This is a genomic window from Methylotenera oryzisoli (assembly GCF_004661485.1).
Lineage (GTDB): Bacteria > Pseudomonadota > Gammaproteobacteria > Burkholderiales > Methylophilaceae > Methylotenera > Methylotenera oryzisoli.
This window is the reverse complement of the sequence record NZ_PQVH01000012.1, coordinates 105,372-119,026: the sequence shown is the minus strand read 5'-3', so window position 1 is coordinate 119,026 and position 13,655 is coordinate 105,372. Positions and strand designations below refer to the sequence as shown.

Below are 13,655 nucleotides of genomic sequence, written 5' to 3'. Positions count from 1 at the left end.
TGGTTGTGTTAATGCTTTGTATGCGACACGCTAGTTGGATGAAAGTGCATTTGACAGTAGTTTGGCGGTGATGTCTACAATAGGAATCACGCGTTCATATGCCATGCGCGTAGGGCCAATCACGCCTAGTGTACCCACAACCTGCCCATCTGCTTCGTACGGTGCGGTAATCATGCTACATTCGTCTAGGGGTAAGTAACCACTTTCGCCACCGATGAAGATTTGTATACCATCTGCACGTTGGCTGTTGTCCAATAACTGCATCAGGCTAGTGCGGCGTTCAAAAATTTCAAATAATTTGCGTAAGCTTGCAACGTTGGTGGAGAGGTCATCTACTTGTAGTAAATTGCGCTCTCCTGCAATCACCACACCATCCTCATCTCCCTTTTTGCTACTTGCCTCTAGTGCCGCTGACATCAGTTGATTCATATCATTTTGCATCTGCTGGAGCTCTGCATGCAGCTTTTGTTTCACTTCTTCAAACGTATGTCCGGAAAAGTGCGCGTTAAAGTAGTTACCTGCTTGTGTCAGTTCACTGGTGCTGAATGCTTTTTCGGTGAGAATAATGCGGTTTTGTACGTTGCCATCACTGGTAACAATAATGACGAGTATTCTTTTATCGGAAAGCGTTAAAAACTCTAGATGTTTAAATGCAATGCGCTTGTGTTTGGGCGTCATGACTACACCAGCAAACTGGGTGAGTTGCGAGAGCATATCGGCCGCATTGGTAATCAGCTCGCTTGGATTGGGCGATGTTAAGCCACTTTTAAGCTGATGTACGATTTGAGAGTCTAGTGGCTTCACAGTAAGCAGTGAATCTACAAATAAACGATAGCCCTTTTGTGTAGGAATGCGGCCTGCTGAAGTATGGGGGCTTGCGATGAACCCGAGCTGCTCTAAATCGCTCATGACATTGCGAATGGTTGCAGGGCTGACATCTAGGCCTGAGTGTTGCAATAAGGTACGAGACCCAATAGGTTGACCATCACTGATGTAATGCTCAACCAGGGTTTTGAGTAAAATTTGCGCACGTTTGTCTATACTGGAGCTCATGCGCAAATTATCGGTTAGTTAGCCTGATAAGGCAATGTTATCGGGGCGGTGCTGGTGTTTTAGCATCTTTTTTCTTGAAGAACTTGCTTAAGTCTTGCACGAGTTGCAGCATGGCAGGCTGTTTTGTTTGCAATAGGGTTTTACGTTCAGCATGAGGAAGTGCTGTGTCATCCCCTCGGCTAGCCGTCATGAGGGCAAAGCTTTTTGCATTCACAGGCTGGGTGATTTTAACTTCATCATCCACGTAAGTGACTTTATCCCAATCTGAGACATAAGTATGGTTACGTTTTTCGCCAGCCAGCAAGTTGTAGCCGGTCGCGTAATCACTGCTTGGGTTGCTAACACCCAGTAATGGCATGATGGTGGGTACGATATCCATATGACTGGTCATTTGGTCACTCACTAGTGGCGCTGAGTTTGGTTTGTAAATAACGAGTGGCGTGCGTACCTGTTGGTCTACAAAAGTTGAATTATGCCCCCAGAAGCCATGCTCCATAAACTCTTCGCCGTGATCGCCAACTAGGATAACAATGGTGTTATCTAATAGCTGGTGTTGTTTGAGGTAGTCAAAGATACGGCCGTATTGCATATCTAAGTGATGCACAGAGTTGATATAGCGATTTTTAATCGGGACAATGTCGTTACGTAATGCCGTTTTACTTAAGGTCGCGTAATTAAGGTCGTCACGGTATGGCGTTGCAATGACACTTTCAGGCGGGAAGTAATAGCGCGCGTGCGGTGACTCAAAAAACATAAAAGTGAAGAATGGTTTGGTTTTGTCTCTGTTATCAATAAATGACAGCAGACTTGTGACATTGTTACGGTCATTTTCCCAGCCGCTCGCGCCTTTGTTGTTATCGTGCAACTGACTGGTTGGAACGTGTGCAAAAATAGTCTTATCAAATTCTGGGTAAGAAAATTTGGCGCTGGTATAAAAGCTCATTTGGTACTGCTGTTGCTCCAACACATCAATAATCGCAGCACCGCGACGCTCTTCTAAAAAGGGAAACCAATAGTTTCCAGGCATGGCGGTAAACATGCCAAATACGCCCATGCGTGTACCATTGCCGGTGCTATAGTTGCGTGTGAATCTAGCCGCGCCTTTTGCAAACTCCCAGCTGTTAGGCATGATTTTTTCGTTGAGAGTATCTGCGCGCCAGGATTCAGAAGTGAGCCAAATAATATTGTATGGCTTGGCAGGTTGCTTGAATTGGATTGGGTTAAGTGGGTAATTGAGTTTGCCCTTTAGTTTAATCTTGGCTTCGCGCTGCGTGGTAAATCCAAGGCTTTTAAAGAAACCTCTAGCCGATACAGTTTGGTAAAAGGGAATAGCCTGTGCAACTACGTTTAATTGATTTGTGGTGTAACTGTCTAACGCAAAGCCCATATGCACCAGTACTGTGGCAATGAGTGCGGTGGCAGGTAGAAACTTGAATGATAGCTGTGGTGCTGCTTTTTTTACGTACAGACGGTGTGCTAACCATAACATGGCACCTTGCAAGCTGATAAAGCCCAAGGTAATCAATGCAAAGCCTAAATCAGAGGCACTACTGCCACCTAAAGACTCAATACCACCGGGTGTACTGACCAGATTGAAAATGAATCCATTAAAGAACATGCCATAAAGCGAAAATAGCTTAGCGTTAGCATACATCAGCAACGTAGTAATGCCACCCATAATAATCGCCGTGATGTACACGGCGCTGGTGTTTTTACTGCAGAATCTGACCAGCGCGGTAATGGCAATGGCTGGCAACAAGTAATATAAGCCATACAGCAGCCATGTAATGAGCATAAAGCCAAAAGGCAATAAGCCATCCTGAAAAATGCTTGTGACAGGCATTGAGTCAGAAACGAGAAATAGCACTGCAACGTAAGTGAGTAAGAAATATGTTTTCAGTATGTTGGTTTGATTTGAAGCCGTCATATATATTTTGTTATTAGATAATGTTAGATTGGGGTGTATAAGCAAAAAATACGCCAGTACGGTTTTCTTATGGTTTATTTGGCTAACTTATTGTTTACTATGTTTAATTCACTAGTCTTGGCATGTTGCTATGCGGCTAACAGGCTATTATGACGCAAAAAATGTAGGGGTGGATGATATTTATTGCATGCTATGTATTGTTTTCGCTTTGCTAAGATTTCATGACTATGTTTTAATTCTGCCGTGCAGACAAACTTTAAAAAAATAGCGCTTATTGGCAAATATATGAATGTATCGGCTTTACAGTTGATGCAGGCAGATTTAGCTGATTTAGCTCGACATCTATCCGCTAAAAACTACGAGGTGTGGATTGAGGAAAATACCGCACACCATGCTCAGCTTGCCGACTACCAAACACTGGCGATAGGCGAAATCGGTCAGGTTGCCGATCTTGCAATCGTGATGGGCGGCGATGGCACCATGCTCAGCGTTGCTCGTAGCTTAATCGACGCTGATGTTCCTTTGGTGGGCATCAATCGCGGCCGTTTTGGTTTTTTAACCGATTTGCGCGCAGAAGATATGTTGGTTGAGATTGACCGTATCCTTGCGGGAGACTCCATTAAAGAGCCGCGCATGCTGTTATCTACCGATGTAGTGAGAGATAATCAGATTATTTATAGTAGCCATGCCTTGAATGATGTGGTGATTAAAAGTGGCTTGCGCTTGATTGAGCTGGAAATCGAAATCGATGGCAAGTTTGTTTACAAGCAGCGCAGTGATGGCCTGATTGTCAGCACACCAACTGGCGCCACCGCTTATGCCTTGTCTGCAGGCGGCCCGATTTTACACCCTAATTTAGAAGCAATCTCACTGGTGCCAATCTGTCCGCATACGCTGAGTAACCGCCCAATCGCGGTGAATAGTGCAAGCAATATCGTGGTTACCGTGGTGCATTTTGATGAGGCGCAATTAAGCTTTGATGGTCAGTTCCAACTAGGTTTGGAAGTGGGCGATAAAATTGTAGTACGCCGTGCAGAGAAAACAATCTCACTGTTACATCCTGTAGAGTACTGCTACTTTGATATGCTCAGAAATAAACTCAACTGGGGTTGATGACTACTTAGTTTCCATAGACTTGCTGGTGTCATGTCTCTCAGACAAATGTCATGCAATAGCGGTGTGCGATGGACTACAGCAACAGTTGAATGATCTTGTTGTATTCGTGATATATGCGCTGTTCTCAATCTACTGCACTGCTCTAAGCCTTGTCATTTTGATATGGCAATAAAATGGACTAATTGAATTATGCTACAAACACTTTCAATTCGCGATTTCGTCATTGTTGATCAGCTTGACTTGGATTTTCAGTCTGGGTTTACGGTGTTGACGGGCGAAACTGGCGCAGGTAAATCTATTCTGATTGACGCATTGTCTCTGGCCCTGGGCGCGCGTGGCGAAGGCGGTATTACGCGTGCCGGCTGCGATAAAGCCGAGATTAGTGCATGTTTTTCATTGGCCAATAATGTTGAGGCGCTAAGCTGGCTGGCTGAGCAGGAAATTGCACAGGATGAGCCTGAACTGCTGCTGCGTCGTGTTATCTACGCAGATGGTCGCTCACGCGCCTTTATTAATGGCAGCCCAGCAACCATGCAGCAGCTTAAAGATCTGGGCGAGTTTTTGGTAGATATTTATAGTCAGAATGCACATCACTCATTGCTTAAGTCAGCTACACAGCGTCAAGTTTTAGATGAATTTGGCGGCTTATTAGAAGTGGCAAAAAATGTGTCCGAACATTACAAGCGCTGGTATCACTTGCATGGCTTGCGCTTGGAGTTGGAAAAAAATGCTGAAGCCTATGCCGATGAGTTGGCAATATTGCGAGATAACGTACGTGAGCTCTCGGCACTAGCGTTTGATTCGCAAGAGTGGGAAGCGCTACAGCATGAGCATTTGCTGCTGTCAAATGGAGCCAGTTTAATTACCAGCGGAGAAACTTGCTTGGATCTGCTGAGCGAGGGGGAGTTATCTGCGCTGAATTTATTAGCACAAGTGCAGCATCACCTGCAAAACATGCAGACATACGATGCCAGTTTAGCCGAAGTTTCTGAGTCGCTTGATTCTGGCGTAATTCAACTGCAAGAAGCGAGCCGCTCTTTAAATCGCTACATTCAGCGTATGGAGCTGGATCCCGCACGTTTGAGTGAGGTGGATGCAAGAATACAGTCTATACATGCTGCTGCTCGTAAGTACAGGTCGCGGGTAGAGGATTTACCCGCATTGCTTCAGGGTTGGCAGTCGAGAATGGCTGAGCTGTCTAATTTTGCGGACGATGGTGCGCTTGCTGAGCAAGAGCGTTTGGCATTTAGTGAATATACAAAGTTAGCTGAAAGTTTAAGTGCAGGCAGGACTGCCGCTGCTGCGATATTGCATCAAAAGATCACTGCTGAAATGCAGCGCTTATCTTTAAGTGGCGGTCAGTTCTCTGTAGCGTTAACGCCTGTTGCGCCGAGTGTTAACGGGTTGGAGCAAGTTGAGTTTTTGGTGGCCGGACACGCTGGCGTTGCACCACGCGCTTTAAGTAAGGTGGCTTCTGGCGGTGAGTTGTCTCGCATCAGTTTGGCGATTCGCGTCGTTACCGCACAGCAGGGCAGTATTCCAACTATGATTTTTGATGAAGTTGATGTTGGTATTGGTGGTGGCGTAGCGGAAGTCGTGGGTAACTTGCTGAAGCAGCTGGGTGAGCAGCGACAAGTGTTAGTAATTACACACTTGCCGCAGGTGGCTGCACTTGGTAAGCATCATTTGCGGGTAAGTAAGTCGCAAGTGAATGGCCAAACCTTAAGTACTATTGCAGCATTAAGTGCTACCAGTCGTATTGAGGAGGTTGCGCGCATGTTGGGCGGTATAGAACTTACCGAAACGACAAGGCAACATGCGAAAGAAATGTTGTTAGGGTAAGTTTAACTTGCAGGTTGGCTGTAATAAAGGCGTCTTTTTAGTCTTTGCTCTCACAGGGTTGTTTAGTGCAAACGCCGTAAATGGTCAGTGAGTGGTCTTGCATGGTAAAGCCTAATTTTGCCGCAGCGCTTTCTTGCCTTTTTTCGATTTCCGGATCATAAAACTCCTCAACGCGACCACATTTAATACAGACAATGTGATCGTGGTGTCCGCCGCTGTTAAGCTCAAATACTGCTTTGCCACTTTCAAAGTGGTGTCTGATCAATAGTCCGGCTTGCTCAAATTGTGTGAGTACGCGATATACCGTAGCCAAGCCGACATCCTCACCAGCATTAATCATAATCTTGTAGATATCTTCGGCAGATAAGTGTCGGTCTTTGCTGTTTTCAAACAGGTTTAACACCTTAAGTCGTGGTAAGGTGGCTTTTAGCCCGGCATTTTTTAAATCTTTTTGATCTTGCATGATTTTGGAATATTCACAATTAATAAGGTGGATGTTTTGGCTTCAGTCGCTACGTGGTATATTAACGCCAATTCAAATTAAAGTCATGATATGCGTTATTTTTCTACTTTACGTTATCTAGTTGTTTTGCTGGTTTTGCTCTGTTCCGCATGCGGCACGGCAGTTCCCAGCATTAAACCATACAAGCTAGATGTCCAGCAGGGTAATGTGGTCACTTCTAAAATGCTATTACAGCTGCGCCCTGGTATGACCAAATCCCAAGTGCGCTTTATTATGGGCACGCCCCTGATTCAAGATAGTTTCCATGGCAATCGTTGGGACTACGTGTATCAAATGCGTGAGGCTGGCAAAGTAACTGAACAGCGCCGTGTGATTCTAGATTTTGAAAAGGATCTATTGAAAACGGTACGTGGTGACGTGATTCCTGCAGGAACTGCCGCGCCTGAAGATGAGCGTGCAAATACCGGAACCCGCTTGGTTGAGCCTTATAAAAAGCCAGAAGAAAAAAGCTTAATGAATAAGTTGAAGTTCTGGGAAAAAGACGAGGCTACCCCGGCTAAAGAATCTCCTGTAAAAACTGACGTTAAAAAAATACCGGAAACTAAAGTTGTTGAGCCTAAGGCTGATGTTGTCGTTGCTGAGCCACATGCAGCATCAGATGTAGATGCTGCGCCATCTATGCTGGCAGTGCCACTTGAAGTGCCTGCTGCTTCAGCAGTAGATGCTGCCGCCCCAGTTGCCATTGTTGCGCCCGCTGCTGCGGTTACGGAAGTTAGCCCTCCACCAGCGGCGGTTCCGGTTGAGCCTGAGGTGATCAAGGCGCCTGTGGCTGAAGTTGCAGCTCCAGTTGTTATGCCTAGTGACCAGCCGGTGAATGCTACGCTTTATGAATCGGCATCGGGTATGGTGTTTGATCGCAAGCTGCGCTCATTGCCTGAAGAGGTTGAGCCTGAAGCAGTAACTGCTGTTGCTGCGCCGCGTGTCGGTAACAAGGTTGCGCCGATACCTCAAGACTTGCCGCCAGAGAGTGAGCCTAGCTTTTTTGATCGTATGTTAGAAAAGATTGGTTTTTAATCTCTTAAAAGTAATTAGTAGAAATTGATAGGTTTTTGATATGGTGAATCCATTAAAAGTTGTAATTGCTGGTTGTTCAGGCCGTATGGGGCATGCTTTGTTGGAAGGTGTGTTTGCGGACGTTGAGTTGGTGTTGCATAGTGCGCTAGACCGTGCTGATAATATTCATTTAGGCCGTGATGCGGGTGAGCAATTTGGCCGCGTGTCTGGTGTGAAAGTGGTTTCAGATATTGATGTTGCACTCAAGGGTGCTGACGTACTGGTTGACTTTACAAGGCCAGAGGCGAGCATGACTTATTTAGCGGCATGCCAAAAGCATCAGGTGAAAATGATTATTGGCACTACCGGTTTCTCTGTAGAAGAAAAGCAAGCTATTGAAGCTGCTGCAAAGAATATAGCAATTGTATTTGCGCCGAACATGAGTGTTGGTGTGACGTTGCTGATTAATCTGGTTGAGCAGGCAGCCCGCGTGTTAAATGAAGGTTACGATATTGAAGTGGTGGAGATGCATCATCGACATAAAGTGGATGCGCCATCTGGCACCGCTTTGCGCTTGGGTGAGGCTGCAGCGCACGGTTTAGGCCAAGACTTAAAGGATTGTGCAGTCTACGCGCGTGAGGGTGTGACCGGAGAGCGTGAAGCCGGTAAGATCGGTTTTGCAACAATGCGTGGCGGTGATGTGGTGGGTGACCATACCGTGGTGCTTGCTGGTATTGGTGAGCGTGTGGAGCTTACGCATAAAGCGAGCAGTCGAGCTACTTTTGCGCTTGGTGCATTGCGTGCTGCGAAGTATTTGGCAGATAAAACATCTGGCTTGTATGATATGCGAGATGTATTGGGTTTGCGTTAGTCATTGTCAATGGTGCGAGCTCACCGTCACTTCTATATAGTTCTACTCAGCATACTCAGTGCTGTGTTTGTTTGGTCTGCAATAGACCCGGTTGATAGATTAACCTGGGCACTAGAAGTGGCGCCCGTAGTGATTGTGTTGCCTATACTGGTTGTTACTTACCGTTATTTTGTTTTCACTCCGCTAGTGTATGTGCTGATATTAATTCACGCACTCATTTTGATGGTCGGCGGGCATTACACTTATGCCGAAGTGCCTTGGTTTAATTGGTTGCGTGATGCTTATGAGCTATCTCGCAATTATTACGATAGGCTTGGGCACTTTGCGCAGGGATTTGTACCTGCGATGGTGGCGCGTGAAATCTTGTTAAAAAAATCCCCTTTAGTGCCGGGTCGTTGGCTGTTCTTTATTGTGAGTTGTATTTGTCTCAGCATTAGTGCGGTTTATGAGTTTATCGAATGGTGGGTGGCGGCCTATGAGGGCGGCGCTGCAGACGCTTTTTTAGGCACACAAGGCGATATATGGGATACGCAGTGGGATATGTTGATGGCGTTGGTGGGTGCGGTGACTGCGCAAGCATTTTTATCCACATTTCATGATCGGCAGATAATCAATGTGTCACGTTGACATTGATTAGTCGGTTTTTTTTCGCTATAATTCGTTAATTCTGAAACGGGAAGAGTATATACAGCTCCTCCCGTTTTGCACATCTGCCATCTGTTCATGATGGACTAAAGATTAGAAGTTTTTAATGTCGTAAATTTTAATTATCGTAAAACCGAGGAGTTATTGTGTCACAAAACCTGCCCGCCATACTTGTACTAGCAGATGGAACCGTGTTTCGTGGCATGTCAATCGGAGCTTCTGGGCATGCTGTAGCTGAAGTCGTGTTTAACACTTCGATGACAGGCTACCAAGAAATATTGACAGACCCATCTTATACCAAACAAATTGTAACGTTGACTTATCCGCACATCGGCAACTACGGTGTTAATAATGAAGATGTAGAGTCTGGCAAAGTATATGCCAGCGGTTTGGTGATTAGGGATTTGCCGCTAACACATAGTAACTTTAGAAACACCCAATCTTTGTCTGAGTACTTAGTCGCTAACAATGTAGTAGCGATTGCTGATATCGATACACGTAAATTAACAAGAATCTTGCGTGAAAAAGGCGCGCAAACCGGTGTCATCGTTGCTGGTGAAGTTGATGAAGCAACGGCACTGTCATTAGCAACGCATGCAATCGCTGGTTTCCCAGGTTTGGCTGGCATGGATTTAGCCAAAGTGGTGAGTTGTGAAAAACCTTACCAGTTCACAGAAGGTGAGTGGGCGTTGGGCCAAGGTTTTACTCAAGCGCCAAAAGAACAATTTCATGTGGTTGCGTTTGACTACGGTGTAAAACGTAACATTCTGCGTATGCTGGTTTCACGCGGCTGTAAAGTGACTGTGCTGCCTGCACAGGCAACAGCAGAAGAGGCGTTAGCGCTTAATCCAGATGGTGTGTTTTTATCAAACGGCCCAGGTGACCCGGAGCCGTGTGATTATGCAGTTTCTGCAATTAAAACCATTGTAGATAAAGGTATCCCTACTTTTGGTATCTGTTTGGGGCATCAGTTGTTGGCGCTTGCTTCTGGTGCTAAGACGCTTAAAATGAAATTTGGTCATCATGGGGCAAACCATCCTGTGCAAGATGTTGAAACAAAACGTGTTTACATTACCAGCCAAAACCATGGCTTTGCAGCAGATGCCGCTACTTTACCTGCAAATGTCAAAGTGACGCATGTGTCGTTATTTGATGGTAGCTTGCAAGGAATGGCGCGTACAGATAAGCCTGCATTTAGTTTCCAAGGTCACCCAGAGGCGAGCCCTGGTCCAACTGAAATGAGTTATCTGTTCGATAAGTTTATAGACTTAATGCGGGCACAGTAAATGGAATTCATCCGGCTATCTGTTTTTGTTGAAGATGGCTTGGATATGAATCATCACGCAGATTTGCGTGTATAGATGCAAGATAAATTCGTTAAAAAGTAAATCTAATGGCAAAACGTACAGACATAAAATCAATTCTTATCATCGGTGCAGGTCCAATTGTAATTGGCCAGGCTTGTGAGTTCGACTATTCAGGTGCGCAGGCATGTAAAGCGCTGCGTGAAGAGGGTTATCGTGTTATTTTGGTTAACTCTAATCCCGCAACGATTATGACTGACCCGGAAATGGCCGATGCGACCTATATCGAGCCAGTTACTTGGCAAGTGGTTGAAAAGATTATTGAAAAAGAGCGTCCAGATGCCTTGCTGCCTACCATGGGTGGACAGACTGCATTAAATTGCGCTTTAGATCTAGATAAGCACGGTGTACTTGCCAAATTTAACGTTGAGTTAATTGGTGCGTCAAAAGAAGCGATTGATAAAGCAGAGGATCGCCAAAAATTTAAAGAAGCCATGACCAAAATCGGTTTGGGTTCAGCACGCTCTGCCATTGCACATAGCATGGAAGAAGCCTTGCAGGTGCAAGCTAGCATTGGTTACCCAGCGATTATTCGTCCATCATTTACCATGGGCGGTAGCGGTGGCGGTATTGCTTATAATCGTGAAGAGTTCATCACTATTTGTGAGCGTGGTTTAGATGCATCACCGACTAATGAATTGTTGATTGAAGAATCGCTACTCGGCTGGAAAGAGTACGAGATGGAAGTGGTGCGTGACTCAGCTGATAACTGCATCATTATCTGTTCAATTGAAAACTTAGACCCGATGGGCGTGCATACCGGTGACTCTATCACTGTGGCGCCAGCACAAACGCTGACCGATAAAGAATACCAAATTATGCGTAACGCCTCATTGGCGGTACTGCGTGAAATCGGTGTTGATACTGGTGGTTCAAACGTACAGTTTGCAATTAACCCAGATGATGGCCGTATGATTGTGATTGAGATGAATCCGCGCGTATCACGTTCATCTGCGCTGGCTTCAAAAGCGACAGGTTTCCCGATTGCTAAGGTAGCCGCTAAATTGGCGGTAGGCTTTACATTAGATGAGCTACGTAACGAAATTACCGGTGGTGCAACACCAGCATCATTTGAGCCAAGTATTGATTACGTTGTGACCAAGATTCCTCGCTTTGCCTTCGAGAAGTTCCCGCAGGCGGACTCTCGTTTAACTACGCAAATGAAATCTGTTGGTGAGGTGATGGCGATTGGCCGCACATTCCAAGAGTCATTCCAAAAAGCATTGCGTGGCCTTGAAGTCGGCGTAGACGGTTTGGACGAAAAAACCACAGATCTAGACACCATCACCAAAGAAATTGGTGTGCCGGGCCCTGAGCGTATTTGGTACGTAGGTGATGCATTCAGAATGGGCTTGAGTGTTGATGAAGTATTTAATATTTCCAAAATCGACCCATGGTTCTTAGTGCAGTTAAAAGATATTATCGACCGTGAGCAGGCGTTAAAAGGCAAGCATATTGCAGATTTAGATAAAGCCGCCTTGTTGCAACTAAAACGTCGTGGTTTTTCTGACAGACGTCTGGCTAAACTGCTAGATACTGATCAGCACGCTGTGCGTGCTTATCGTCAGGCGCTAAGCGTACGCCCTGTGTACAAGCGTGTAGATACTTGTGCTGCGGAGTTTTCAACTAATACTGCCTATATGTACTCAACTTATGAAGAAGAGTGCGAGGCAGCGCCAACCAACAAAAAGAAAATCATGGTATTGGGTGGCGGGCCGAATCGTATTGGCCAAGGTATTGAGTTTGATTACTGCTGTGTGCACGCTGCGTTTGCAATGCGTGAAGATGGTTACGAAACCATTATGGTGAACTGTAACCCTGAAACAGTTTCTACCGATTACGATACATCAGATCGTTTGTATTTTGAACCGGTAACGCTGGAAGATGTATTGGAAATCGTTGCATTGGAAAAACCAGTAGGGGTGATTGTGCAATACGGTGGCCAAACGCCGCTTAAATTAGCGCGTGATTTAGAAAAAGCCGGTGTGCCAATTATCGGCACGACACCAGACGCGATTGACAAAGCAGAAGACCGCGAACGTTTCCAGAAAATGTTGCAAGAGCTAGGCTTGAAACAACCACCAAACCGCACTGCAAGAACGCCGGAAGAGGCTATTCGCTTGGCATTGGAAATTGGTTACCCATTAGTGGTACGTCCTAGTTATGTATTGGGCGGTCGTGCGATGGAAATCGTACAAGAGCAAAGCCAGCTTGAGCGCTATATGCGTGAAGCTGTTAAAGTTTCTAATGAATCACCAGTATTGCTGGACCGTTTCTTGAATGATGCGCTGGAAGTCGATGTAGACGCATTATCTGATGGTGAAGAAGTCATTATTGGCGGCATCATGGAGCACGTTGAACAGGCTGGTGTACACTCTGGTGACTCAGCATGTTCACTGCCGCCATATAGCTTATCGACTGCACTACAAGATGAGTTGCGCGTACAAACCAAACAAATGGCAAAAGCCTTGGGTGTGGTTGGTTTAATGAATGTACAGTTTGCGATTCAGGGCGAAACTGTTTATGTGTTGGAGGTGAATCCACGTGCATCACGTACTGTGCCTTTCGTGTCTAAAGCTTGCGGTTTGCAGCTAGCTAAAGTTGCTGCACGCTGTATGGCGGGACAAACGCTTGCATCACAAAATGTAACGCGCGAAATCATTCCGCCGTTCTACTCAGTAAAAGAAGCGGTATTCCCATTTATCAAGTTCCCAGGTGTGGATACCATTTTAGGTCCTGAAATGAAATCAACTGGTGAGGTGATGGGCGTAGGTAGTACTTTTGCAGAGGCGTTCTTAAAATCACAACTAGGTGCTTCTACCAAGCTGCCTGCAGGTGGCCGTGCTTTTATTAGTGTACGTAAAGAAGACTATTTGAAAGTAGTGGAAATCGGGCAGCAACTGCATCAACTTGGGTTCGAGTTGGTTGCAACTAAAGGCACTGCAGCAGCATTAACTGAGCATGGCTTGAAAGTACAGGCTGTGAATAAAGTGGCTGAAGGCCGTCCGCATATCGTTGATATGATTAAAAATGATGACATTAGCTTTATTGTGAATGTGACTGAAGATAAGCGTGCGGTGGCAGACTCCTACGAGATTCGCCGCTCAGCATTGCAAAATAAAGTGACTTACTACACAACCATTGCAGGTGCTAAAGCTGCATGTATTGGTATGGCGCATATGCAAGAGATTCAAGTAGAGTCACTGCAGAACTTGCATAAACAATTAAGCTAAAATAAACTAAAGCTAGTTTACTTAATATTAATTTTACTTCCGAAACCACGCTCGTGTGAGTGTGGTTTCTTTTTTATTTGAGGGTGTA

Annotated in this window: 10 protein-coding genes; 7 read left to right on the top strand and 3 right to left on the bottom strand. The window is 45.5% G+C overall.

The window, feature by feature from the left end; translation table 11 throughout:
• Positions 1 to 30: 30 nt before the first annotated feature.
• Together hrcA and C3Y98_RS09735 are read right to left on the bottom strand one after the other, a co-directional pair.
• Positions 31 to 1,053 carry a heat-inducible transcriptional repressor HrcA gene (gene hrcA / locus C3Y98_RS09740; RefSeq protein WP_209308783.1) on the bottom strand — a complete coding sequence of 341 codons (1,023 nt, stop codon included), beginning with the start codon at positions 1,051 to 1,053 and terminating at the stop codon, positions 31 to 33.
• Between the two features lie 37 nt (positions 1,054 to 1,090).
• Positions 1,091 to 2,980, bottom strand: a complete 1,890-nt coding sequence (locus C3Y98_RS09735; protein WP_135278405.1) for a sulfatase-like hydrolase/transferase — start codon at positions 2,978 to 2,980, stop codon at positions 1,091 to 1,093.
• A gap of 243 nt (positions 2,981 to 3,223) precedes the next feature.
• Between C3Y98_RS09735 and C3Y98_RS09730 the strand changes: the two genes are divergently transcribed.
• Positions 3,224 to 4,093 (top strand): NAD(+) kinase, encoded by an 870-nt coding sequence (locus tag C3Y98_RS09730; RefSeq protein WP_135278404.1) that lies wholly within the window; start codon positions 3,224 to 3,226, stop codon positions 4,091 to 4,093.
• Between the two features lie 192 nt (positions 4,094 to 4,285).
• Positions 4,286 to 5,938 (top strand): DNA repair protein RecN, encoded by a 1,653-nt coding sequence (gene recN, locus C3Y98_RS09725; protein WP_135278403.1) that lies wholly within the window; start codon positions 4,286 to 4,288, stop codon positions 5,936 to 5,938.
• Positions 5,939 to 5,975: 37 nt separating this feature from the next.
• Here the strand turns inward: recN and fur are convergent, their stop codons facing one another.
• Positions 5,976 to 6,401 (bottom strand): ferric iron uptake transcriptional regulator, encoded by a 426-nt coding sequence (fur, locus tag C3Y98_RS09720; protein ID WP_135278402.1) that lies wholly within the window; start codon positions 6,399 to 6,401, stop codon positions 5,976 to 5,978.
• A 90-nt stretch (positions 6,402 to 6,491) separates the two neighbouring features.
• Here fur and C3Y98_RS09715 point away from each other — a divergent pair, with 90 nt between their 5' ends.
• The 5 genes from C3Y98_RS09715 to carB all read left to right on the top strand — a co-directional run bounded on the left by C3Y98_RS09715 (position 6,492) and on the right by carB (position 13,567).
• Positions 6,492 to 7,475 (top strand): outer membrane protein assembly factor BamE, encoded by a 984-nt coding sequence (locus C3Y98_RS09715; RefSeq protein WP_135278401.1) that lies wholly within the window; start codon positions 6,492 to 6,494, stop codon positions 7,473 to 7,475.
• Between the two features lie 40 nt (positions 7,476 to 7,515).
• Positions 7,516 to 8,325: a 4-hydroxy-tetrahydrodipicolinate reductase gene (dapB, locus tag C3Y98_RS09710; RefSeq protein ID WP_135278400.1), complete on the top strand. Its 810-nt coding sequence runs from the start codon at positions 7,516 to 7,518 to the stop codon at positions 8,323 to 8,325.
• Between the two features lie 9 nt (positions 8,326 to 8,334).
• Positions 8,335 to 8,952, top strand: coding sequence for a DUF2238 domain-containing protein (locus C3Y98_RS09705; RefSeq protein ID WP_135278399.1), 618 nt, complete (start codon positions 8,335 to 8,337; stop codon positions 8,950 to 8,952).
• 164 nt (positions 8,953 to 9,116) lie between these two features.
• Positions 9,117 to 10,256 (top strand): glutamine-hydrolyzing carbamoyl-phosphate synthase small subunit, encoded by a 1,140-nt coding sequence (carA, locus tag C3Y98_RS09700; RefSeq protein WP_135278398.1) that lies wholly within the window; start codon positions 9,117 to 9,119, stop codon positions 10,254 to 10,256.
• 107 nt (positions 10,257 to 10,363) lie between these two features.
• Entirely contained in the window at positions 10,364 to 13,567 is a 3,204-nt protein-coding gene (gene carB, locus C3Y98_RS09695; RefSeq protein ID WP_135278397.1) for a carbamoyl-phosphate synthase large subunit, read from the top strand.
• Positions 13,568 to 13,655: the final 88 nt, after the last annotated feature.

Excerpts from the sequence above, each read along its gene's own strand:
- C3Y98_RS09735 (WP_135278405.1), bottom strand. The coding sequence starts at position 2,980 with ATGACGGCTTCAAATCAAACCAACATACTGAAAACATATTTCTTACTC.
- fur (WP_135278402.1), bottom strand. The coding sequence starts at position 6,401 with ATGCAAGATCAAAAAGATTTAAAAAATGCCGGGCTAAAAGCCACCTTA.
- hrcA (WP_209308783.1), bottom strand. The coding sequence starts at position 1,053 with ATGAGCTCCAGTATAGACAAACGTGCGCAAATTTTACTCAAAACCCTG.
- recN (WP_135278403.1), top strand. The coding sequence starts at position 4,286 with ATGCTACAAACACTTTCAATTCGCGATTTCGTCATTGTTGATCAGCTT.
- dapB (WP_135278400.1), top strand. The coding sequence starts at position 7,516 with ATGGTGAATCCATTAAAAGTTGTAATTGCTGGTTGTTCAGGCCGTATG.
- C3Y98_RS09715 (WP_135278401.1), top strand. The coding sequence starts at position 6,492 with ATGCGTTATTTTTCTACTTTACGTTATCTAGTTGTTTTGCTGGTTTTG.
- C3Y98_RS09705 (WP_135278399.1), top strand. The coding sequence starts at position 8,335 with ATGGTGCGAGCTCACCGTCACTTCTATATAGTTCTACTCAGCATACTC.
- carB (WP_135278397.1), top strand. The coding sequence starts at position 10,364 with ATGGCAAAACGTACAGACATAAAATCAATTCTTATCATCGGTGCAGGT.